The 21662-nt window shown below is 73.5% G+C and carries 23 protein-coding genes; 6 read left to right on the forward strand and 17 right to left on the reverse strand.

Annotated elements, in window-relative coordinates:
- The 6 genes from ACPOLB_RS11945 to ACPOLB_RS11970 all read right to left on the reverse strand — a co-directional run bounded on the left by ACPOLB_RS11945 (nucleotide 1) and on the right by ACPOLB_RS11970 (nucleotide 5487).
- Nucleotides 1–573, reverse strand: coding sequence for an acyltransferase (locus tag ACPOLB_RS11945; RefSeq protein ID WP_425261585.1), 573 nt, complete (start codon nucleotides 571–573; stop codon nucleotides 1–3).
- Complete coding sequence (locus tag ACPOLB_RS11950) at nucleotides 573–1865, reverse strand: lipopolysaccharide biosynthesis protein (protein ID WP_425261586.1); 1293 nt, start codon at nucleotides 1863–1865, stop codon at nucleotides 573–575. Before ACPOLB_RS11950 ends, ACPOLB_RS11945 begins: the two co-directional genes overlap by 1 nt.
- Nucleotides 1862–2677 carry a class I SAM-dependent methyltransferase gene (locus tag ACPOLB_RS11955; protein ID WP_425261587.1) on the reverse strand — a complete coding sequence of 272 codons (816 nt, stop codon included), beginning with the start codon at nucleotides 2675–2677 and terminating at the stop codon, nucleotides 1862–1864. Before ACPOLB_RS11955 ends, ACPOLB_RS11950 begins: the two co-directional genes overlap by 4 nt.
- Nucleotides 2674–3771: a DegT/DnrJ/EryC1/StrS family aminotransferase gene (locus ACPOLB_RS11960; RefSeq protein ID WP_425261588.1), complete on the reverse strand. Its 1098-nt coding sequence runs from the start codon at nucleotides 3769–3771 to the stop codon at nucleotides 2674–2676. The genes ACPOLB_RS11955 and ACPOLB_RS11960 overlap by 4 nt, the downstream gene beginning before the upstream one ends.
- Nucleotides 3753–4340 carry an acyltransferase gene (locus tag ACPOLB_RS11965; RefSeq protein WP_425261589.1) on the reverse strand — a complete coding sequence of 196 codons (588 nt, stop codon included), beginning with the start codon at nucleotides 4338–4340 and terminating at the stop codon, nucleotides 3753–3755. The genes ACPOLB_RS11960 and ACPOLB_RS11965 overlap by 19 nt, the downstream gene beginning before the upstream one ends.
- An 88-nt stretch (nucleotides 4341–4428) precedes the next feature.
- A complete protein-coding gene (locus tag ACPOLB_RS11970) occupies nucleotides 4429–5487 on the reverse strand; it encodes a Gfo/Idh/MocA family protein (protein WP_425261590.1) in 1059 nt (352 codons plus the stop codon).
- Nucleotides 5488–5542: 55 nt separating this feature from the next.
- On the opposite strand from ACPOLB_RS11970, the gene lysS reads away from it, so the two are divergent.
- Nucleotides 5543–7021, forward strand: a complete 1479-nt coding sequence (gene lysS, locus ACPOLB_RS11975) for a lysine--tRNA ligase (RefSeq protein WP_425261591.1) — start codon at nucleotides 5543–5545, stop codon at nucleotides 7019–7021.
- Between the two features lie 7 nt (nucleotides 7022–7028).
- On the forward strand, nucleotides 7029–7586 hold the full coding sequence (locus tag ACPOLB_RS11980) for a pyridoxamine 5'-phosphate oxidase family protein (RefSeq protein WP_425261592.1): 558 nt from the start codon (nucleotides 7029–7031) through the stop codon (nucleotides 7584–7586).
- A gap of 16 nt (nucleotides 7587–7602) precedes the next feature.
- Here the strand turns inward: ACPOLB_RS11980 and ACPOLB_RS11985 are convergent, their stop codons facing one another.
- Nucleotides 7603–7995, reverse strand: coding sequence for a DUF4148 domain-containing protein (locus ACPOLB_RS11985; protein WP_425261593.1), 393 nt, complete (start codon nucleotides 7993–7995; stop codon nucleotides 7603–7605).
- 167 nt (nucleotides 7996–8162) lie between these two features.
- Complete coding sequence (locus ACPOLB_RS11990) at nucleotides 8163–8951, reverse strand: enoyl-CoA hydratase (RefSeq protein WP_425261594.1); 789 nt, start codon at nucleotides 8949–8951, stop codon at nucleotides 8163–8165.
- Nucleotides 8952–9048: 97 nt separating this feature from the next.
- Between ACPOLB_RS11990 and ACPOLB_RS11995 the strand changes: the two genes are divergently transcribed.
- On the forward strand, nucleotides 9049–9534 hold the full coding sequence (locus ACPOLB_RS11995; protein ID WP_425261595.1) for a hypothetical protein: 486 nt from the start codon (nucleotides 9049–9051) through the stop codon (nucleotides 9532–9534).
- On the opposite strand, the gene ACPOLB_RS12000 is transcribed toward ACPOLB_RS11995, so the two are convergent.
- The 5 genes from ACPOLB_RS12000 to ACPOLB_RS12020 are packed head-to-tail and all read right to left on the reverse strand — an operon-like array spanning nucleotide 9521 to nucleotide 14837.
- Nucleotides 9521–10714, reverse strand: a complete 1194-nt coding sequence (locus ACPOLB_RS12000; RefSeq protein WP_425261596.1) for a DUF3108 domain-containing protein — start codon at nucleotides 10712–10714, stop codon at nucleotides 9521–9523. The genes ACPOLB_RS11995 and ACPOLB_RS12000 overlap by 14 nt on opposite strands.
- Nucleotides 10699–12423, reverse strand: a complete 1725-nt coding sequence (locus ACPOLB_RS12005) for a M61 family metallopeptidase (RefSeq protein WP_425261597.1) — start codon at nucleotides 12421–12423, stop codon at nucleotides 10699–10701. Before ACPOLB_RS12005 ends, ACPOLB_RS12000 begins: the two co-directional genes overlap by 16 nt.
- Nucleotides 12424–12425: 2 nt before the next feature.
- Entirely contained in the window at nucleotides 12426–12887 is a 462-nt protein-coding gene (locus ACPOLB_RS12010) for a DUF3429 domain-containing protein (RefSeq protein WP_425261598.1), read from the reverse strand.
- 49 nt (nucleotides 12888–12936) lie between these two features.
- Nucleotides 12937–13674, reverse strand: a complete 738-nt coding sequence (locus ACPOLB_RS12015; RefSeq protein WP_425261599.1) for a DsbC family protein — start codon at nucleotides 13672–13674, stop codon at nucleotides 12937–12939.
- A gap of 41 nt (nucleotides 13675–13715) precedes the next feature.
- The gene (locus ACPOLB_RS12020; RefSeq protein WP_425261600.1) at nucleotides 13716–14837 is read right to left on the reverse strand and encodes an FAD-dependent monooxygenase; all 1122 of its coding nucleotides are present in this window, start codon (nucleotides 14835–14837) and stop codon (nucleotides 13716–13718) included.
- Between the two features lie 69 nt (nucleotides 14838–14906).
- On the opposite strand from ACPOLB_RS12020, the gene ACPOLB_RS12025 reads away from it, so the two are divergent.
- Nucleotides 14907–15779 carry an MOSC domain-containing protein gene (locus ACPOLB_RS12025; protein ID WP_425261601.1) on the forward strand — a complete coding sequence of 291 codons (873 nt, stop codon included), beginning with the start codon at nucleotides 14907–14909 and terminating at the stop codon, nucleotides 15777–15779.
- Nucleotides 15780–15794: 15 nt separating this feature from the next.
- Here the strand turns inward: ACPOLB_RS12025 and ACPOLB_RS12030 are convergent, their stop codons facing one another.
- Nucleotides 15795–16448: a GntR family transcriptional regulator gene (locus ACPOLB_RS12030; protein ID WP_425261602.1), complete on the reverse strand. Its 654-nt coding sequence runs from the start codon at nucleotides 16446–16448 to the stop codon at nucleotides 15795–15797.
- Between the two features lie 109 nt (nucleotides 16449–16557).
- Here ACPOLB_RS12030 and ACPOLB_RS12035 point away from each other — a divergent pair, with 109 nt between their 5' ends.
- Nucleotides 16558–17532 carry a Bug family tripartite tricarboxylate transporter substrate binding protein gene (locus tag ACPOLB_RS12035; RefSeq protein WP_425261603.1) on the forward strand — a complete coding sequence of 325 codons (975 nt, stop codon included), beginning with the start codon at nucleotides 16558–16560 and terminating at the stop codon, nucleotides 17530–17532.
- 23 nt (nucleotides 17533–17555) lie between these two features.
- Nucleotides 17556–18257 carry an RraA family protein gene (locus tag ACPOLB_RS12040; protein ID WP_425261604.1) on the forward strand — a complete coding sequence of 234 codons (702 nt, stop codon included), beginning with the start codon at nucleotides 17556–17558 and terminating at the stop codon, nucleotides 18255–18257.
- 9 nt (nucleotides 18258–18266) lie between these two features.
- On the opposite strand, the gene ACPOLB_RS12045 is transcribed toward ACPOLB_RS12040, so the two are convergent.
- The 3 genes from ACPOLB_RS12045 to ACPOLB_RS12055 are packed head-to-tail and all read right to left on the reverse strand — an operon-like array spanning nucleotide 18267 to nucleotide 21648.
- Nucleotides 18267–19553 carry a DUF2201 family putative metallopeptidase gene (locus ACPOLB_RS12045; RefSeq protein WP_425261605.1) on the reverse strand — a complete coding sequence of 429 codons (1287 nt, stop codon included), beginning with the start codon at nucleotides 19551–19553 and terminating at the stop codon, nucleotides 18267–18269.
- Nucleotides 19550–20665: an AAA family ATPase gene (locus ACPOLB_RS12050; RefSeq protein WP_425261606.1), complete on the reverse strand. Its 1116-nt coding sequence runs from the start codon at nucleotides 20663–20665 to the stop codon at nucleotides 19550–19552. Before ACPOLB_RS12050 ends, ACPOLB_RS12045 begins: the two co-directional genes overlap by 4 nt.
- On the reverse strand, nucleotides 20665–21648 hold the full coding sequence (locus ACPOLB_RS12055; RefSeq protein WP_425261607.1) for a hypothetical protein: 984 nt from the start codon (nucleotides 21646–21648) through the stop codon (nucleotides 20665–20667). The genes ACPOLB_RS12050 and ACPOLB_RS12055 overlap by 1 nt, the downstream gene beginning before the upstream one ends.
- Nucleotides 21649–21662 lie beyond the last annotated feature (14 nt).

Genomic DNA, 21662 nt, shown 5'->3' on the forward strand with positions numbered 1-21662 from the left:
TCAGCGCGCCCAGGCGTCGTAGTCGGCGCGCTCCGCCGGGTGCGCGTCGAGCCAGGCGCGGTCGGCGTCGCGGGTGTCGCCGATCACCTGCGCCGGCTGGCCGGCGACGATGGCGAAGTCGGGCACCTCGCCGTCGACGTAGCTGTAGGCGCGCACCAGCACGCCGCGGCCGATGCGGCTGCCCGGCGCCACCACGACGTGCGGGCCGATGAAGGTGTAGGCGCCGATCTGCGTGCTGGCGCGGCGGTAGCCCGGCGGCCGGCCGTGGCCCCAGTAGCGCCGGCCCGCCAGGCGCAGCGCCTGGTGGCTGGAGTGCGTGAGCAGCGCGCAGTGCGTGGTGATCTGGCAGCCTTCGCCGATGGCCAGGCCGCCCGAGGCGTCGACGAAGTTGTAGGGGCCGATGTAGACGTGGTCGCCGATGTCCAGCCCCGCCGGGTGCTCCACGTGCGTGGCGCTGCTGATGCGCGTGTGCGCGAGCCAGGTGCCGTCGGCGCGCTGCCAGCCGTACAGCATGCGCGGCCCGAACAGGCGCCGCCACCACCCCTGCAACTGCTGCCGCCACCACGCCCGCATCAGACCCGACCTCCGCGGCGCAATGCTAGTAGGTCGCGGCCCAGCTGCGCGCCCGGCAGCAGCACGCGGCCCAGCGGCAGGCCGGCGTGGCGCGCGAAGCGCCAGGCCAGCACCCCCACCGATGCGGCATAGGCCAGCGAGGCCGCCAGCGCCGCGCCGGCCATGCCCAGCCTCGGCACCAGCAGCAGCGCCAGGCCGGCGTTGAGCGCCAGCGACAGCGCCGCCACCTGCGCCGGCACCCGCGGCAGGCCGGCGTGGTTGGTGAAGTAGGCCGACAGCGCCGAGGCGCCGCCGAACACCAGCGCACCGGGCAGCAGGAAGGCCAGCAGCGGCAGGCTGTCGCGGTAGGCCTCGCCCAGCAGCGGCGGGATCAGCAGCACCGCGGCCGCCGCCAGCAGCGGCGCCACCAGCAGCAGCGCCACCAGGCTCAGGTGCACCACGCGCACCGTGGTGTCGGCCGCCCGCGCGCGGTCGGGCGTGCCGATGCGGCCGTAGACCGCCTGCGTCAGCGAGCCCGAGACGAACCACAGCAGTTCGGCCACCACGACCGCGATCGAGTACACGCCGGTGGCCGACAGCCCGAGCAGCCGCTCGATCACGAACAGCCCGACGCGGTAGTTCAGCAGGCCGATCAGGTTGGTCAGGCCGATGGTGGCGATGAAGGGCAGCTCGCCGCGCAGGGCTCGGAAGTCCGGTGCCGCCAGCCGCCCCGCGCGCCACACCAGCAGCAGCACGGCCACGCCCACCAGCACCTTGGCCGCGACCCAGGCGCCCAGCACAGGCTGCACGCTCGGCAGCGTCGCGGTCTGCAGCAGCAGCACCGCGCCCAGCCCCAGCAGCGTCAGCAGCGGCGGCGCCAGCGACACCGCGGCCATCGGCGCCATGCGGCCTTCGCCCAGCCACAGGCCGGCGACGTTGGGTGCCAGCAGCAGCAGCGGCGCAGCCAGCGCCAGCAGCCACAGCGCGGCGTAGGCGGGCGGCCCGGACGCCGACACGGCCCACAACCCCAGCGACGCCAGCCCGCCCAGCCCCATGCAGGCCAGCACCGTGGCGCCCAGCAGCGCGCGTGGCTGCTCGCCGTGGTGCGAGACACGCCGCGCCAGCGCGACGCCGAAGCCCGACAGCAGCGCCAGCAGCACGCCCTCGATGCTGGTGAACAGCGCGAACGCGCCCTGCTGCGCCGTGCCCAGCCGCGCCGTGATGGCGGTGATGGCCAGCACCAGCGCCACCGACAGCAGCCGCGTCGCCAGGTTGATCGCCGTGCCGCGCACGACGCCGGCGGCGGCGCTCATGCCTTGGTCAGCGTCAGCCGCACGATGTCGCCCCAGCCCAGCATGCGCGTGGCCAGCAGCGCGACCTTGTTGCGCCACAGCGGGCCGTCGCCGGCCACGCCTTCGCTGCGCCAGCCCACCACCTGCAGGCCAGCGCGAGCGGCGGCCTGCTGCAGCGTGGCGCGGCTGAACATCGTCAGGTGCCAGGGCGGCGTCATCAGGTGCCAGTCGGCGCCCTGGCGCTGCGCGTAGGCGCTGCCCCAGTCGCCCGTGGTCAGCACCAGCCGGCCGCCGGGCTTCAGCACGCGCGCGGCCTCGGCCAGCAGCGGCACGGGCTCGGGCACGTGCTCGATCACGTCCCACAGCGTGACGACGTCGTAGTGGTCGGCCGGCAGCCGCGCGTCCTGCAGCGTGCCGGTGGCAACCGGCAGTCCGAGCCGGTCGCGCGCGTAGGCCGAGCTCCAGGTCGACAGTTCCACGCCCTGCACGGCGTAGTGCGCACGCGCCTCGGCGAGGAAGAAGCCGGCGGCGCAGCCCACGTCGAGCAGCCGCCCGCTGCGCGCGATGCGCGGCGGCAGCGTGCGCAGCACCGCCAGCTTGCGGCGTGCGTGGGCGCGGCGCGCCGCCTCCTGGCCCACGTAGTCGGCGAAGACGGCGTCGCTGCCGCCGGTGTAGTAGGCCTCGCCGTAGAGCGCGTCGAAGTCGATCGCGGCCGGGTCGTCGCCGACGTAGACGCAGCCGCAGGCGCGGCAGGCCACCATCGGGTGCCCGTCCTTCGGGAACAGCAGCGTCGGCCCGCCGGCGCCGCAGACCGGGCAGTCGCGGTGGCTCACTGCCCTGCCGTGGCCACGGCGGCGCGCAGCGCGGCGACCACGCGGTCCTGGTCGGCCTCGGACAGGTCGGCGCTCATCGGCAGGCTCAGCACGCGCTGCGCGAGCCGGGCGCTGACCGGGCAGCAGTCGGGGCAGCAGTGCGCGGCGTAGGCCGGCTGGTGGTGCAGCGGCTTCGGGTAGTGCACGGCCGTGGGCACGCCGGCGGCCTGCAGCGCCTTCTGCACCGCGGCGCGGTCGTCCACCATCACCGTGAACTGCGCGAAGACCGAGTTGCGGTCGGGCCGCACCACCACCTGTTCCACGCCCTGCAACAGCGCCTGGTAGCGCGCGCCCAATGCGGCGCGGCGCTCCAGTTCCCAGCCGAAGCGTTCCAGCTTGCCCAGCACCACCGCGCACTGCAGCGTGTCCATGCGGCCGCCCACGCCCAGCCGCGTGTGCGTGTAGCGCGCGCTCTGGCCGTGCACGCGGATCTCGCGCGCGGCCTGCGCGAGGCGGTCGTCGTCGGTGAACAGCGCGCCGCCGTCGCCGTAGCAGCCCAGCGGCTTGCTCGGGAAGAAGCTGGTGGCGCCGAAGGTCGACAGCGCGCCGCTGCGCCGGCCCTGGTACAGCGCGCCGAAGCTCTGCGCGGCGTCTTCGATCACGGCCAGGCCGTGGCGTGCGGCGATGGCGTTGATCTCGGCCATGTCGGCCACCTGGCCGTACAGGCTGACCGGCATGATCGCGCGCGTCTTCGGCGTGATGCGGGCTTCGATCGACGCCACGTCGATGTTGCAGGTGTCGGGCTCGACGTCGACGAACACCGGCTTCGCGCCCGCCAGCACGATGGTTTCGGCGGTGGCGGCGAAAGTGAAGGGGGTGGTGATGACCTCGTCGCCGGGCGCCAGGTCGAGTGCCATCAGCGCGATCAGCAGCGCCTCGGTGCCGCTGGCCACCGTGATGCAGTGGCGGCTGCCGGTGAAGGCGGCCAGCGCCTGCTCGAGTTCCTGGACCTCGGGGCCCATGATGTACTGGCCGTGGTCGAGCACGCGCTGGATGCGCGCGTCGATGCTGGGCTTGAGCGCCGCGTACTGCGTTTTCAGGTCGGTGAATTGCATGGGGTGAGCGTGTCGCCGTCGAGGCGGTAGCGTTCGCCGGTGGCCGGGCAGGCGGCTTCGCCCGTGCCGCTGGCCGGCAGGGGCAGGCGTTCGCCGTGGCGGCTCATCCAGCCGATGCGGCGCGCGGGCACGCCGACCACCAGCGCATAGGCCGGCACGTCGCGGCTGACCACCGCGCCGGCGCCGACGAAGGCGTGCGCGCCGATGGTGGTGCCGCAGACGATGGTGCAGTTGGCGCCCAGCGTGGCGCCACGCCGCACCAGCGTGCGCCGGTACTCGGCCTTGCGCGGCACGGCCGAGCGCGGGTTGTGGACGTTGGTGAAGACCATGCTCGGGCCGCAGAACACGTCGTCTTCCAGCGTCACGGCGTCGTAGACGCTGACGTTGTTCTGGATCTTCACGTTGTCGCCGATGACGACGTCGTTGCCCACGTACACGCCCTGCCCCAGCGAGCAGCCGGCGCCGATGCGCGCGCCCGGGCTCACGTGCACGAAGTGCCACACGCGCGTGCCGTCGCCGAGCGTGGCGCCCTCGTCGACGATGGCGCTGGGGTGGACGACGACGGTCATGCCGCCCGCCGGGCCGCCCCAAGGGCGGCATGCGCCACCCCGGGCGGCAGCGCAGCGGCAAAGCCGCAAGCTTGGGGGCTCACGTTCATCAGAACACCAGCGGCAGGCCCACGCGCACGCCGTCGCGCGCGCTGCGGTAGGCCGCCAGCACCACTTCCAGCGAGCGCAGGCCCTCGTAGCCGTCGACCTCGGCGTGGCGTTCGCCGCGCAGCGTGCCGATGACGTTGTCGTAGTACAGCGGGTGGCCCGGGCCGTAGACCGAGGCCGTGCCGTAGCTGGCGGACTGCACGTCGGCGTCCTCGGGGCGGGCTTCGTCGAACTCCCAGTGCTGGATCTGGTTCACGGCCACGCCGCCGATGCGCACCGTGCCGCGTTCGCCCAGGAGCGTGATGCTGCCCTCGAAGTTCTTGCCGTGCGTGAGCATCGTCACGTTGATGCTGGCCAGGCCGCCCTTGCGCAGGCGCAGGCCCATCACGCCGGTGTCCTCGGCCTCGATGTCGCGCGCCAGCGTGGCGGTGTAGGCATGCACGTTGTCGACCGGGCCCACCAGCCAGTCGACCATGTCGACGTAGTGGCTGGCCTGGTTCAGGAAGGCGCCGCCGTCCAGGTCCCAGCGGCCGCGCCAGGGGGCGTCGTCGTAGTAGCTCTGCGGCCGCGTCCAGAAGACGTTGACCGTGACCATGACGATGCGGCCGAAGCGCCCGCCGTCGATGGCCGCCTTCAGCCGCTGCAGCGTCGGGTTCAGGCGGTTCTGCTTCACGACGAAGAGCTTGACGCCGGCGTCGCGGCAGGCGCGCACCATCTGCATGCCTTCGTCCCACTTGGTCGCCATCGGCTTTTCGGTCAGCACGTGGAAGCCGGCGGCCGCGGCGCGCATGGCCTGGCGCGGGTGCAGGCCGCTGGGCGTGGCGAGCGTGACGATGTCGGCGTCGCTGGCTGCCAGCAGGCTGTCGAGCGACGCGAAGCCCGGGGCGCCGGTCTTCGCCACGGCGGCGGCCAGCGCCTCGGGGCGGTTGTCGCACACGGCCACGAGCTCCGCGCGTTCGCGGTGCTGGCGCAGGGCCTCGATGTGGCTGGCGGCAATGCGACCGCAGCCGACCAGCGCGAAGCGGATCGGCCGGTCCACGATGGGCAGGCTGTTTCTCATGCAGCGGGCGATTTTACGGCTGCGCCTAAAATTGCAGCAGATTCAACGAGTTGACATGAGCGAAGACAACCAACTGATCACCGAGCGGCGCGAGAAGCTGCAGGCCCTGCGTGCTGCCGGCGTGCCTTTTCCGAACGATTTCCGGCCGCAGCACCACGCGGCCGACCTGCACCACAAGCACGGGCAGGTGCCGAACGAGGAGCTCGAGCCGCTGGGCGTGCGCGCGGTGGTGGCCGGCCGCATGATGCTCAAGCGCGTGATGGGCAAGGCCTGCTTCGCGACGCTGCAGGACGGCACCGGCCGCATCCAGCTCTACATCACGCAGGACGCCGTGGGCGCCGAGGCGCTGGCCGCGTTCAAGCACTGGGACCTGGGCGACATCATCGGCTGCGAAGGCACGCTGTTCCGCACCAAGAGCGGCGAGCTGTCGATCAAGGCGGGTTCGGTGCGCATGCTGACGAAGAGCCTGCGGCCGCTGCCCGACAAGTTCCACGGCATGGCCGACCAGGAACAGAAGTACCGCCAGCGCTACGTCGACCTCATCACCGACGACGCCGCGCGCGCGCGCTTCGTGGCGCGCAGCAAGGCGGTGAGCTCGATCCGCGGCTTCATGGTCGAGCACGGCTTCCTGGAAGTCGAGACGCCGATGCTGCACCCCATCCCGGGCGGTGCCAACGCCAAGCCGTTCGTCACGCACCACAACGCGCTGGACCAGGAGATGTTCCTGCGCATCGCACCCGAGCTCTACCTGAAGCGACTGCTGGTGGGCGGCTTCGAGCGCGTGTTCGAGATCAACCGCAACTTCCGCAACGAAGGCATCAGCGTCCGGCACAACCCGGAATTCACGATGATGGAGTTCTACGCGGCCTACTGGACGCACCACGAGCTGATGGACTTCACCGAACAGGTGCTGCGCCACGCCGCGCGGGCCGCCACCGGCAGCGCGGCCATCAGCTACGCGGGCAAGCCGGTGGACCTGGACAAGCCGTTCCGGCGGCTGTCGGTGCGCAATTCGCTGGTCGAGATTGCCGGCCTCACGCCGCTGGAAGCCGACGACGCCACCGTGCTGCACGCGCGGCTGCGCGCCTTGGGCGAAGAGCCGCCGGCGCACTGGAAGCTGCCCGAGCTGCAGTTCGGCCTGTTCGAGGCCGTGGTGGAAGAACAGCTGTGGCAGCCGACCTTCATCATCGACTACCCGGTCGAGGTGAGCCCGCTGGCGCGCGCTTCCGACACCAACCCGGCCATCACCGAGCGCTTCGAGCTCTTCATCACCGGGCGCGAGGTCGCCAACGGCTTCTCGGAGCTGAACGACGCCGAGGACCAGGCGGCGCGCTTCCAGGCCCAGGTGGCGAACAAGGACGCGGGCGACGAGGAGGCGATGTACTTCGACGCCGACTTCATCCGCGCGCTGGAGTACGGCATGCCGCCGGCCGGCGGCTGCGGCATCGGCATCGACCGGCTGATCATGCTGATCACCGACAGCCCGAGCATCCGCGACGTCATCCTGTTCCCGGCGCTGCGCCGGGAAGCCTGAGCCTGCGATGGGCACGCGCCTCGACGACCTGGCGGCGATCGAGGGCGCGGTCTGGCAGGCGCTGGAAGACGCGGTGCGCGTGAAGGGCGCCGCCAGCGCGCAGTGGCGCGTGGCGGTGCTGGCCACCCGCGACGGCGACGAAGCCGACGCACGCAGCGTGGTGCTGCGCGAGATCGACAGCGCCACGCGCACCCTGCTGATCTACACCGACGCGCGCAGCGCCAAGCTGGCGCAGATCGCGGCGCATCCGCAGGGCATGCTGGTGCTGTGGTCGGAAGCGCTCGGCTGGCAGCTGCGGCTGCGCGTGCAGCTGCAGGCCGGGACCGACGGGCTGGCGCTGGCCTCGCGCTGGGCGCGCATCCAGCTCACGCCGGCGGCGCACGACTACCTGTCGCCGCTGCCGCCGGGCAGCCCGCTGGCCGCGCCGCGGCCCGAACGCGGCAGCCGCGCGCACTTCGCGGTGCTGACCGCGCGCGTGGTGTCGGTCGACTGGCTGGAACTGCACGCCGACGGCCACCGGCGCGCGCGCTTCGACGCCGGAGGCCGGCGCTGGCTGACCCCCTGACGCCGCGCGGCCGGCCTTACTGCGCCGTCTTCAGCAGCGTGCCGGCGTACACCGGCGCGGCCACGCGCGGAGCCGGCAGGCGGCCGAGCGCGAACGAACCGCTGTCCTCGCCGTACCAGGTGGCGGCGTGGTCGGCAGCGCGGTCGGCGCGCAGCGCGGCGTTGACTTCGGCGCGGGTGGCCGTCGAGCGCGCCATCGCCAGCGGGTTGTAGCCGATGGACCAGGCCTTGATCGAGCCGTCGGCCCGCGCCGCCGCCAGCTCGGCCTGCACCTGGGCGCGGGTCTTGGTCTCGGCGAACACCTGCGTGGCAGTGTCGTCGGGGGTGATGTCGTCGGCGAGTGCGGCACCGGTCGCGGCCAGCGAGAGCAGCGCGATGGCGGGGTAGGTCAGCAGATGGAGCTTGCGCATGATGTGTTCCTTGTTGCATCCGGGATCGGGGAGGACCGGGAGGTCGGTGGATGCAAGACCGGCGTCGTCCATGGGCTGAACTCTAGGGTTTACCCCAGAGTCGACCAAGGGCCGGTGCAGGAACGCAGCGTTGACGAAATCGGCAACGCTGGGGCGGGTGCGCTGCTTCAGCGGTGCTGGAACACCGGCCTGCGCTTGTTGACGAAGGCGTCCATGCCTTCCTTCTGGTCCAGCGTTGCAAACAGCGCGTGGAACAGCTGCCGCTCGTAGCTCACGCCGTCGGCCAGGCTGCCTTCGAAGGCGCGGTTGACGCAGGCCTTGGCCATCATCACGCTGGGCCCGCTCATCGCGTTGATGGCGTCGGCGGCGCCCAGCGCCTCGTCCAGCAGCTTGTCGGCCGGCACCACGCGCGACACCAGGCCGCAGCGCTCGGCTTCGGCGGCGTCCATCATGCGCGCGGTCAGCACCATGTCCATCGCCTTGGCCTTGCCCACCGCACGGGGCAGGCGCTGCGTGCCGCCGGCCCCGGGGATGATGCCGAGCTTGATCTCGGGCTGGCCGAACTTCGCGGTGTCGGCGGCGATGATGAAGTCGCACATCATCGCCAGCTCGCAGCCGCCACCCAGCGCAAAGCCCGAGACCGCGGCGATGACGGGCTTGCGCACCTCCTTCACGGTCTCCCAGTTGCGCGTGATGAAGTTGCCCTTGAAGGCGTCCATGTAGCCGAAGCCCGCCATGCCGCCGATGTCGGCGCCGGCCGCGAAGGCCTTCTCGCTGCCGGTGACGACGATGCAGCCGATGCCGTCGTCGGCGTCGAAGGCCCGCAGCGCCGCGCCCAGTGCGTCCATCAGCGCGTCGTTCAGCGCGTTCAGCTGCTTCGGGCGGTTCAGCGTGATCAGACCTGTGCGTCTGTCGGCACTGCCACGCACGTCCGTGAGAACCAGAGCTTCAGCCATGTTGCCTCCTGTCGATATCCGGCCTATGGAAAGCACTATAAGCGGCCCAAATTCGCAGCCTTGGCGGTGCATTGCACAGTAATCTCCGGCCCGACCCATGCCGACCATCTACCGCAAGACCGCCAAGGGCGTCGCCGAGATCGAGACCCGCGCCCACCGCCTGACGCCCCGTCTGCGTGGAGCGCTGATCGTCGTGGACGGCAAGCGCCACGCCGACGAGCTGCGCGGCCTGCTGGCCCAGCAGGCCGACGAATCGCTGGCCACGCTGCTGGACCAGGGCTTCATCGAAGCGGCCGGGGAATCGGCACCGCCGCGCCCGCAGCGCGAGGCCGCCGCGCCGCCGCCTCCGCCCAAGCCCGCCCCGGCGCCCGCGCCGGACGGCTTCCTCGCGCTGCGGCGCGAGGCGGTGCGCAACCTCATCGACCTGGTGGGCCCGATGGGCGAGGCGCTGGCCTTGCGCATGGAGCGCAGCGCCAATGCCGACGAGCTGCGGCCGATGATCGAGCTGGCGGCGCAGACCATCGCCAACACGCGCGGCCGCGCGAAGGCCACCGAGTACAGCGAGCGCTTCAGCGCGCTGTAGACGCGGCGGCCGCTGCCTCTGCCGATGCAGCAGGTGCCGGTGCGGCCGCCTGCAGCGGCAGTTCCTTGAGCAGCAGGTCGACGTAGGTCTGTGCGTCCTGCCGGATCAGGATGCGCACCGGCAGGTACTGCAGGCTGGGTGCCACCCACACTTCGGCCGTCAGGTCCACGCCCGGGCGCGGCTCGCGGCGCGGCTTCACGTGCACGGTGTCGATGGCGCCGGCCGGCGTGGCCAGGGTCTCGGCGGCCAGCACGTCGTAGGTCCAGGTCTCGATGTAGCGCGGCAGCGCCAGCGGGATGTCGATGCTGCGCCCGGGCGACAGCAGCCCGGGCTGCGTCGTGAACAGCCACACCAGCTGCACGAACTGGCTCGCACTGTCCTGCAGCCCCGGCGGCCGCGGCGCGCTGCGGCCGTTCGGGAAGCGCACCGTGTCGGCGTCCAGGTGCAGCGTGAGCCGGCGCGGGTCGCGGAAGACGACCTGGAACTCCTCGTCGTACCGGCTCGGCTGCAGGCCGCGCTCGGTGAGCTCGCCGGTGCTGCCGTGCCGGCGCTGCAGCAGCGGCGCAAACGGCGGGCCGACGCTGACGTCCAGGTGCACCTGGTAGCGCGTGCCCTGCAGCAGCCAGTGCACCTGCGCCTGGCCTTCGATCGGCCCGCGGTAGTTGCCGGTGAGGCTGTAGTCCAGCCGCGTGGACGGCGGCCACTGGCTGGCGACGGCCGCCACCGCCGCCGGCACCGACGCCGCTGCAACGGCGGCACTGGCCGCACTGGCTGCACCGGCCGTGCCGGCGCTGTCGGCGAGCGCGGGCTCCGGCTCCGCGGCGGGCGGCGGCGGCACCTCGGTGCGCTGCGCCACAGGCTCGGGGGCGGGGGCCGGCAGGTCTGCCAGCGCCGGCGCCGACGCGGCCAGCGCGAACGGCGCCAGCAGCGGCGCGGCGGCGCGCGGCAGCGGAGCCATCGGTGCCGGCGGCGGCGGAGCCGTCTGCTGCAGCCGGCGCACCAGCGCCACCTCGATGCGCGGTGGCCGCTGGTCGCGCCCCTGCGCCGCTCCCCAGCCCATCTGCGCCTGCAGCGCGCCGTCGGCCAGCCACAGGTGCACGGCGGTGACCAGCACCACCAGCAGCGGCAGCGCCAGCGCGCTGCGCCGCTGGCGCGGGCCGGGTGTCAGCCGCCCAGCCATGCGCGGCGCAGGGCCAGCGCGGCAGGGGCCGCCGTGTCGTCGGCCGCCAGCGTGACGGCCGGTGCCAGCGGGCGGGCGGGCGGCACGACACGCAGCGTGGCCACACGCTGGTCGCGCGCCATCAGCAGGTCGAACGCGGCGCCGGGCCGCAGCCACTGGCGCGCGTCGTCCAGGCGGCGCAGGCGCCAGCCGTCCACCGCCAGCAGTTCGTCGCCGGGGCTCAGGCCCGCCGCTTCCGCGGCGCCGCCGCGCAGCACCTGGCGCACCTGCACGCCGCTGAGCGCACCCTCGGCGAGCTTCAGGCCCAGCGTGGCCGCCAGCGACGGCGCCTCTTCGCGCAGCACCACGCCCAGCGGCGCCAGCGCCGCGGCCAGCGGCAGCTCGCCGCGGCCGTGCACCCAGCCCTGCAGCGCCGTGCGCAGGCCCGCACCGCCCAGCGCCGCGGCCGTGGTGAGGATGTCGTCCTCACCGATCGGGCCGCCGCGGCTGCGCTGCCACAGCCGCTGCATCAGCGTGTCCAGCGTCTGGCCGGCGTGCGTGCGCAGCCACAGGTCGCACAGCAGCGCCACCAGCGCGCCCTTGGCGTAGTAGCTGACGGTGGCGTTGGGCGTGTTCTCGTCCTGGCGGTAGTAGCGCGTCCAGGCGTCGAAGCTGGCCTCGGCCACACTCTGCGCGTGCCGCCCCGGCGTGCCCAGCACGGTCTGGATCGGCCGCGCCAGCAGGCGCAGGTACTGGCCGCGGTCGACCAGGCCGGCGCGCAGCAGGAACAGGTCGTCGTAGTACGACGTGAAGCCCTCGAAGAACCACAGCAGCGTGCTGTGGTGCTCGCGCGCGAGGTCGGGCGGCTCCATGTCGCGCGGGCGCAGGCGCTTGACGTTCCAGGTGTGGAAGTACTCGTGGCTGACCAGCCCGAGCAGGCCGACGGTGGCGTCGCTGGCCGTGCTCTCGCCGCGCCGCGGCAGCTCGGCGCGGGTGGCGCCCAGCGCGGTGCTGGCGCGGTGCTCCAGCCCGCCGGAGCCGCCGTCCGAGACGTGCAGGTGGAACACGTAGCGGTCGAAGGGCGGCTTGCCGCGACCGTGCCAGAAGCGGATCTGCGCCGCGCACAGCCGGCGCGTGTCGGCCAGCAGCCGGTCGCCGTCGAACGACGGCCAGGCGCCGGTGACGACCATCTCATGCGGCACGCCGCCGGCCGTGAACGTGCCGCGCCAGCAGCGGCCCAGCGTGAACGGGTGGTCGATCAGCTCGGCATAGTCGGCCGCCACGAAGCGCCGCGGGCCGTCGCCCGCCATCGCGGTGGCCACCTGCCAGCCGCGCGGCAGCGTCCCCAGCGCCAGCCGCTGCGGCTCGGCGTCGCGCCCGGCAGCGCGCAGGAACAGGCTGCTGCCGTTGAAGAAGCCGCGCTCGGCGTCGAGGAAGGCGCCGCGCACCGAGCTGTCGAAGGCATAGACCCGGTACGACAGCACCAGCGCGGCCGTGCCGCTGCAGTGCGCGACCCAGGTGGTCTTGTCGCGCTGCTCCAGCGGCACCGGCCGACGGCCCTGGCGCGCTTCGAGGTGCGACAGGTGGCGGGCGAAGTCGCGCACCATGTAGCTGCCGGGGATCCACGCCGGCAGCGCCAGCACCTGCTGCGCCGCCGGCCGTGGCAGCGTCAGCGTGACGCGGAACAGGTGCGCGCGGGCGTCCTCGACCTCGACGCGGTAGGCCACCATGCTCAGGTGCCCGCGGCGCCCAGGAAGCAGCTCAGCGCCGCCACCGTGCTGAGCCGGAAGCGCAGCGTCAGCCACGCCGCCAGGCCGTGCTGCGGATAGATGCGCCGGTCGACCGCATAGCACACCAGCAGCATCAGGCCGTGGATCACGAGCCCGGCGCTGGCCGGCATCATCACCGCGACCCAGGCCACCAGCGAGGGCACGACGCCCCACGCGAACAGCGCCACCGGCGGCGCAGGCTCGCGCATCGCGATGCCCCAGTGGATGCCGCCGAGGAACGACACGATCACCGCGGCATAGGCCGACAGCGCCAGCGTGGTGTACGGGTGCGCCTCGGGCCAGACCAGCCAGACGAGCGCGGCGCCGCCCACGAAGGGCAGGAGGCCGGCGTAGCCGAGCTGCAGGGCCCAGCGCGGCGGGAGGCGGGACGGTGTGGCGGACGGCGAGGCAGGCACGGCATTCATAGCCGCGGATTGTCGCCGCGTGCCGCCCGGCAGGCCGGCACGCCGGCCGTCAGCCCTTCTTCGCCGCCGCCACCAGCAGCTTCTCGATCGCCGCTGCGGGCAGTGCGCCGGGCTTGCGCGTGCCGTCCTCGAAGAACACGGCCGGCGTGCCGTTGACGCGGTACTTGCGCGCGAACGCGAGGTTGCGCTCGATCGCGGCCATGTCGCACTTCGGGTCCATGCTCTTGGGCGGCAGCGCGCCGTCCAGCATCCACGCGCGCCAGGTCTTGGCGGCATCCTTGGTGCACCAGATGTCGCGCGTCTTGGCGTTCGAGTCCGGGCCCAAGATGGGGATGATGAAGGTGTAGATCGTGACGTCCTTGATGGACTGCAGGTCGCGCTCGAAGCGCTTGCAGTAGCCGCAGTTGGGATCGGCGAACACCGCCAGCTTGCGGGCGCCGCTGCCCTGCTTGATGACCATCGCGTCCTTCAGCGGCAGCTCGGAGAAGTCGACCGCGCTGAGCTTGTCGATGCGCTCCTCGGTGAGGTTGGTCATCGTCTTGGCGTCGATCAGCGCGCCCTGCAGCAGGAACTCGCCCTTCGCGTCGGTGTAGATGATCTCGGTGCCGCCGTAGCGCACCTCGAACAGGCCCGGAATGGGCGACGGCCGCACTTCGTCGATCTTCGGGAAGCTGGGGATGCGCTCGGCCAGGCCCTTGCGGATCTGCGCTTCCTGCGCCATGGCGGCGCCGCCGGCAAGCAGCACGGCGGCAGCGAGCGCACCCAGGCGCAGGGTCGGGGACTTCATGCGGGACTTCCTTGGATCTGGGGGTTCAGGGGGAACGGGGTTCAGCCGTCCAGCGCACGGCTGGTCAGCAGGCGCTTGAGCGGCGGCAGCTGGTTCAGCAGACCCAGGCCGCGGTTGCGAAGTTCCTTCACCAGCGGCTGCTCGCTGGCGAACAGGTGCAGCAGGGCGTCGGTGACGTGACCCATGGCACGCGTGGGCCAGGCGCGTGCGCGGGCGTAGCGGCGCAGCATGCGCTCGTCGCCCAGGCTGCGCCAGGGCTCGCGCGCAGCCAGCGCCTCGGCCAGCGCCGCCACGTCGGCCAGTCCCAGGTTCAGCCCCTGGCCGGCCAGCGGGTGCACCACGTGCGCGGCGTCGCCCACCAGCACCCAGCCCGGGCCGCACACCGCCTCGGCGCGGGCGATCGCCAGCGGCCAGTCGGCGCGCGGGCCGGCCAGCGCCAGCGTGCCGGCGGCGCCGCCCGTGGCGTCGGCCAGCGCGGTCTCGAAGTCGGCGTCCGTCATGGCCATCAGTGCGTCTGCGCGGGCGTCGGGCACCGACCACACCAGGCCATAGCTTTGCCCCGGCTGCGGGCGGTCGAAGGGCAGCAGCGCCAGCACGTCGGGGCTGCGGAACCACTGCCGCGCCATGCCGGCGTGCGCCTGCGTGGCCACGAGCCGCGCCGCCACGGCGCGCTGCCCGTAGCGGTGCAGCGGCATCTGCACGCCCAGGCGGTCGCGCGTCGGCGAGGCCTTGCCCTCGGCCAGCACGGTCAGCGCGGCGGGCACCTCGGCGTCCACCCACTGCAGGTGCGGCGCGTAGCGCGCCGCGGTGCGCAGCCCGGCTTCCAGTTCGGCGGCATCGACGATCCACGCCAGCGTCTCGATGCCCTGCGACCAGGCCGAGAAGTCGAGCGCCGCGCCGGGCGCGTCGCCCGCGACGTGCATGTCGTAGACCGGGGTGCGGGCGTCGGCCGGCAGCGTGTCCCACACCTTCAGCTGCTGCAGCAGCGCCACCGAGGCGGCGTTGAGCGCATAGGTCCGGATGTCCGGGCGCGCGTCGCCGCTTCCGGCGGCGGCCGGCGGCCGGCCCACCAGCGCCACCTGCAGGCCCTGGCGCGCCAGCGCCAGCGCGGTGGCCAGGCCGACGGCGCCGGCGCCGCGCACGAGTACGTCATGGGTAGGCATCGCGGGCATTGTAGGGAGCGCCCCGCGGCACAATGCGCGCCTTCGACCAAGCCACCACCGGGAACGCGCGTGAGCACTCCAGACGGCGATCTGCCCTGCACCGTTGCACAACTCTTCGTGCACCCCGTGAAGTCCTGCGGCGGCATCGCCGTGACCGAGTCGCTGGTGATCGAGACCGGGCTGGAGTTCGACCGCGCCTGGATGGTGGTCGACGCCGCGGGCGACATGCTCACCCAGCGCGAACTGCCGCGCATGGCGCTGGTGCGCTGCACGCTGCGCCAGAGCGACCTGGTGCTGCGCGCGCCCGGCATGCTGGCGCTGCACCTGGCGCTGGACCGCGTGGAAGAGCCCACGCGCGTGCGGGTGTGGGACGACACGGTGCAGGCCTACGACATGGGCGCGCTGGCGGGGCAGTGGTTCACGGACTTCCTGGGGCCCGCACACGGCCGGCTGCGCCTGGTGCGCTTCGACCCCGAGCAGCGCCGCCTGGCGTCGGCCCGCTGGACCGGCGGCGTCGAAGCCGAGACCGCGTTCGCCGACGGCTACCCGCTGCTGGTCACCAGCACGGCGGCCATCGCCGAGCTGAACCAGCGCCTGGCCGCACAGGGCTCGCCGGCCGTGGGCATCGAGCGCTTCCGGCCCAACCTGGTGCTGGACGGCCTGGCGGCGTTCGAGGAAGACCACATCGACACGCTCACGATCGCCACCGACGACGGCCCGGTGCGGCTGCGGCTGGTGAAGCCCTGCGTGCGCTGCAGCATCCCCGACGTCGACCCCGCCACCGCGGCCACCGGCCATGCCGTGGGCGACGTGCTGGCCAGCTTCCGCGCCGACGCGCGCATGGGTGGCGGCCTGACCTTCGGCATGAACGCCATCGTGCTGGAAGGCATCGACCGCGCGCTGCGCGTGGGCCAGCGTGCGGGCGCGACGCTGAAGTTCTGACGCGCGGTCGTCGCGTCAGCCCGCTCCCGCCGCCACCAGCACCACCTCGGCCACCGCGCTGCCCTTGCGCAGGATGTGCTCGTGCATGGCCTGCCAGGCGTCGTCGGGCCGGCCGGCCAGCACGGCGTCGAGGATGCGCACGTGCTCGGCGCTGGCGGCCTGCAGCCGCCCGGGGGTGTCCATCACGTGGCGGCGGAAGGCCGCCAGCCGCTTGCGCACGCCGCGCAGTTGTTCCACCAGCACCGGGTTGCCGCTGGCGGCGTACAAGGTGTCGTGGAAGTCGGCGTTGGCCGCTGCGTAGGCCGCGCGGTCGTCGGCCGCAGCGGCTGCGGCGGCGCGCTGCTGCGCCTGCTGCAGCACCGCGCGCGCCGGGCCGCCGATGCGCTGCGCGGCCAGCCGCGCGCACACGGCTTCCAGCTCGGCCAGGCACTCCAGCAGCGCCACCAGTTCGGGCGCGGCCGGGCGGCGCACGCGGATGCCGGCGCGCGGCAGGATGTCCACCAGCCCCTGCTGCGCCAGCAGGATCAGCGCCTCGCGCACCGGCGTGCGCGACACCCCGTGCGCGGCCATCAGCGCGGTGTCGTCGATCGGGTCGCCCGGCGCCAGCCGGCCTTCCAGGATGTCGGCCTCCACCGCCTGCCGGAGCAGCTCGGTGCGGCTGGCGGGCACGGGTTTCCCACTGCTTGACGCTGTTGTTGGCATCTTTAGAGTCGCTGTGAATATCTGAAGTTTACTCAGATATATCTAAACACAGTCAAGACTACGGATGGAGACAAGCATGACCCGACGTTCCCTGGTGCTCGGCAGCCTGTGCGGCGCGGTGCTGGCGCTGTGCGGCGGCGCTGCCAGCGCCCAGACCGGCGCCGGCCCGGTGACCCTGGTGGTGCCGGTGCCGCCGGGCGGCATCCTCGACCAGGTGGCGCGCATGGTGCAGCCCGCGATGGGCCGGGCGCTGGCGCAGACGGTCGTGGTCGACAACCGCGCCGGCGCCAGCGGCAACATCGCGGCCACGGCCGTGGCCCGGGCGAAGCCCGACGGGCAGACGCTGCTGGTGGGCTACTCGATGTTCCACGTCGGCAACCCGGCGATGTTCGACAAGTTGGCCTGGGACCCGGTGCGCGACTTCGCGCCGGTGGCGATGCTGGTGGTGTCGCCGCACGTGATCGCGGTGCACCCGTCGGTGCCGGCGACCACGCTGAAGGAGCTGGTCGACCTGGCACGTGCGAAGCCGGGCACGCTGAACTACGCCACCTCGGGCAACGGCTCGGTGCCGCACGTGGGCATGGAGCTGTTCAAGCAGCAGGCGAAGATCGACGTCGTGCACGTGCCCTACAAGGGCGCGGGCCCGGCGATGCAGGACGTGGTGGCGGGCAACGTGCAGATGACCATCGCCACGCCGCCGTCGCTGCTGGGCATGGTGCAGTCGGGCAAGCTGCGTGCGCTGGCGGTGGCCGCCAAGACGCGGCACCCGCTGCTGCCCAACGTGCCGACCACGGCCGAGGCCGGCTACCCGAACTTCGAACTCGAAGCCTGGGTCGCGCTGCTGGCGCCCGCCGGAACGCCGCCGGCCGCGGTGGCGCGGCTGACCGCGGCGGCCCAGCAGGCGCTGCAGAGCCCCGACGTGCGCAAGGCCGCCGACGCGGCTGGCGTGGAGATCCGCTACCAGACGCCGGAGCAGCTCGACCGCCAGGTGCGCCAGGACATCGACTACTGGGGCCAGATCATCCGGCAGGCCGGCATCAAGGCCGACTGAACTTCCACGACAGCAGCGTGCACATGACCCCCACCACCCCACCCACCGCCTCCGCCGGCGTCGACACCGAGGTCACTCGCGCCGCGCAGCTGGACTGTGCGGCGCTGAGCGACGCGCTCGACCGCCTGTCCATCGCCGGCCAGTGCCACGGCATCGCGCCGCGCGACGGCAAGTTCCGCATGGCCGGCCGCGCCTACACGGTGCTGTACCGCATGGCGGCGGCCGGCGAGCCGGGCAGCGTCGGCGACTTCATCGACGACGTGGACCCGGGCAGCGTCATCGTCATCGACAACGGTGGCCGCACCGAGATGACGACCTGGGGCAACATCCTCACCGAGATGGCGCACCGCCGTGGCATGGCCGGCACCGTGATCGACGGCATCAACCGCGACGTGCAGCTGTGCATCGACCTCAATTTCCCGATCTACAGCCGCGGCCACTGGATGCGCACCGGCAAGGGCCGCATCCAGCTCGCGGGCCTGCAGGTGCCGGTGACGATCGGCGGCATCGCGGTGCACCCGGGCGACATCCTGCGCGGCGACGCCGACGGCGTGGTCGTGCTGCCGAAGGCACGTGCGGCCGAGCTGCTGACGATCGCCGAGGACATCACCGCGATCGAAGCCCGGCTGCGCCAGAACCTGCGCAACGGCATGCGCATGGACGAGGCCCGCACGCAGGCCCGCTACCACCACCTGCAGAGCCCGGACTACCCGAAACAGCCCTGACCCGGCCGCTCAGCGCAGCACCAGCAGCCGGCCGAAAGGCGGCACCGCCGCGGCGTGCGCCTCGGGCACGGCCCACAGCACCGGCGCCTGCGGCCGGTGTGCGGCCGGGCCCTGCAGGTCGGTGAGCACGACGATGCAGTCGGCGCCGTGGCGGTCGGCCTCCAGCAGCAGCGGCGTGAAGTCGGTGCCGCCGCTGCCGGCGAACGCGGCGCCGGCCAGGCCGGTGGCGCCAGGGGCAAAGCGGCTGACGGCGCGCACCGCGTCGTCGCCGACCACGAGCACGCCGCCGGCCTCCAGCCGCCGCGTGATGGCGTCCAGCTCGCGGGCGAAGCGCGCCAGCAGCGCGGCGTCGATCGAGCCCGAGATGTCCAGCACCACCACCAGCCGCGGCACGGCCAGCGGCGCGCCCCAGCCGGGTTCCCACGGGATGCGGTGACGACTGCCACCGCTGCGGACCCGGCCCTGGTTGGCCAGCCACGACCGCGCCGGCCGCGACCACGCCGGCCCCAGCCGCCGCGACAGCGCACGCGCCAGCCGCACGCGCAGCAGCTGCTGCCAGGGCGTGTGCGTGCCGGGCAGGTCGGCCGGCAGGCTGCGCAGCAGCGAAAACGCGCCGTCGCCGGCGTGGGCGCGCAGCAGGCGTTCGCGCCAGGTGCGCGTGGCCTCGGCCTCCAGCTCGGGGGCGGTGTCAGCAGCGTCGGCGGCGTCCGCGGCCTGCCCCGCCGGCCGCAGGTCGGGCTGGCTGCGCCGTGCCAGCGCCCGCGCCGCGGCGGCACGCGGGCCGTCGGGGCGTTGCTGGCGGCCGCCGCTGCCCACGGGTGGCGGGCGGCGGTCGTCGATGGCCCTGTAGAGCGCCTCCACGTCCCACTGCAGCAGCGCGGCCTCGGCCGTCTGCGGCTGGCCCAGCACCTGCGCCAGCAGGTCTTCCAGCGCCACCGCGCCGGCCGGCTGCGCCAGCCAGCCCAGGTGGCCCAGCGTGGTGTGCACGACGGCGTCGGCGCACAGGTTGAAGAGCTCCAGGTCCACGTCGCCCTGCAGCGCCTGCAAGGCGACGCAGCGCTGCGGGTGGCGCAGCGCGACGTGCAGCACCTCGTGCGCGACCCAGCCGGCCTGCGCCGCCAGCGGCAGCGCGGTGAAACCGGGGCCGTAGGTGATGCTGGCGCCGTCCGTGGCGGCCGGCGGCGCGGCGGGGTCGTCGCTGTCGGCATGTCGCACCCACAGGGCCAGGCCGCCGGTGGAGGGCGCATGCTCCACCAGCAGCTCCACCGCGGCCTCGCCGCGGTGCAGGGGCGTCACCGCGGGCTGCCGGCTGCGCGGGCTGCGCGCTGCGCGGCGTGCTGCTGGTAGGCCGGGCTCGCCAGCACGGTGTCGGCCAGGCCCTGCTGCAGCGCGCGCTGCAGCAGCAGTTCCATCGCCAGCGTCTGGGCCTCGCGCAGCGGCAGTGCCAGGTCGGCGCGCAGCTCGGTGAACGCGGCGGCGACTTCCAGCGCGCGCGCCATCGCCTGCGCCGCGCTGGCCGCGGCCACCAGGCCGTAGACCAGTGCGTACAGGCCGTCCAGCGTGCGCGGCAGCAGTGCCAGCGTGGCCGCGCCGGGTGCGGCGGCCAGCAGCTGCAGCACGTCGGCACCGGCCTGCAGCTCGCGCAGCACGCCGAAGAACTCGGCCGCGTTCGCGGCACCGATGCGGCCCTGCACGAACAGGCGCTGCTGCGCCTCGGGCAGGCCCGACTGCAGCACGTGCGAGACGTCTTCCCAGCCGCGCGGGCTGGCACCCACCAGGTGGTCGGCGGCCAGCTGCGCCTGCGTGTCGTCGAGCTTGTCGGGGCGGATGCGCAGGTAGGCCATGACCTCGGGCGCGTAGCCCTGCTCCAGCGCGTGCGCCAGGAAGGCCTCGACCGTGGCCTGCACGTGGAAATGGAACATGCGGTCGGCCAGCGCCGTGCCCATGTCGTGGCTGACCGCGCCGTGGAAGCTGGCGTTGCCGGCGGCCACGACCTGCCAGCCGTCGGGCAGGCGGTAGTTGCCGACGCGGCGGTCGAGGATCAGCGAGTAGGCCGAGATCTGCAGGCGCTGGTCGGCGGCCGTCAGCTCATCGAGGAACAGGATGCCGGCCGGCAGGTCGGGCGCCGGCAGGAACTCGGGCGGGAACCACACCGTCTTGCCCTGCACCTCGTCGGCGTAGATGGCGCCGCGGATGTCCACCGGCTCGATCGTCGTCAGCCGCAGGTCCACCAGCGGCACGCCGTGCTGCGCCGCCACCTGGCGCACCACCGACGACTTGCCCACCCCGCGCGGCCCCCACAGCATGGTGGCGCGCTGGCGCAGCGCCGGGCTGGCGAACTGCGCGGCCAGCGCCGCCTTCGCGGTGGCGATCGACACCGGCGGGATGTTCATCGGGTTGCTGTGCATCAGAGACTGGCCTGTGCAGGGGCCGGGGCAGGGGCAGGTTCCGGGCTGCGCCAGACGGCCGCGCGCGGCCGGCGCGGCAGCGGCGGGATCTCGATCGTGGGCATCTCGCGCATCGCGAAGAAGGCCACCATCAGCACCGGCGGCAGGTTGAAGATGAGCATCCAGACCATCGAGTTGTCGGCCAGGCCCAGTTGCGGCACGGCGGCCGCGCCGCCGATCAACGCCAGGCACACCAGCGCCGGCACCGCGCGCCGGCCCGTCACGGCCCAGCGTCGCCGCAGCCACCGCTGATGGAAGGCCGCCGGCGGCTCGGCCAGCGTGCGCGCCAGGTGCTGCGCGGTGGCCAGCAGCTTGGCTTCGGCATCGGCGCTGCGCACGGTGCCGGCGCCGCGCAGCAGCAGCGTGGCGTGCCAGCCGTCCTGGCGCCGCCGCAGCCGCGACCAGTGCCAGCCCAGCACCGCCAGCAGGTCGTCGGGTAGCCAGGGCAGGTCGCCCTGCGGCGCGCGCAGCATCACCTCGGCGGCGATGCCCTGCACCGCCGGCACCTTCAGCCCCAGCTGCAGGGCCTCGCACTGCAGCGTGGCCTGCGTCATGCGCACGGTGGCGTCGACGCTGCTGCCGCCGGGGGCTGCCAGCGCGTGGCTGAATGCGCAGACGTAGCCGTCGCCCGGCTGCAGCTGCTGCGCCGGCGGCACGCTGTCCAGGCGCTGCAGCAGCGCGCCGGGATCGTCGCCCTCGGCCTCCAGCGTGGCGACCAGGCCGTCGGCGTGGCGCAGCGTGCGCACGAGCTGCCAGCGTCCGCTGTCCTGCTGCTGCAGCTGCAGCGTGGCGCTGCACTTCGGTGCATCGAGCAGCTGCGGTTGGAACAGCAGCCGGCGCGCGGCGCGGTCGCTGGCGGCCAGGTCGGGCTGCAGGCCGCGCTGCGCGAACGGCGGCAGCAGCGCCAGGATCGCGTGGTGGCTCAGCGGCGGCAGCGACGCCATCAGGCGGTGCGGAG

The sequence above is a fragment of the Rubrivivax soli genome (assembly GCF_049810355.1).
In the GTDB taxonomy this organism is placed as follows: domain Bacteria; phylum Pseudomonadota; class Gammaproteobacteria; order Burkholderiales; family Burkholderiaceae_C; genus Rubrivivax.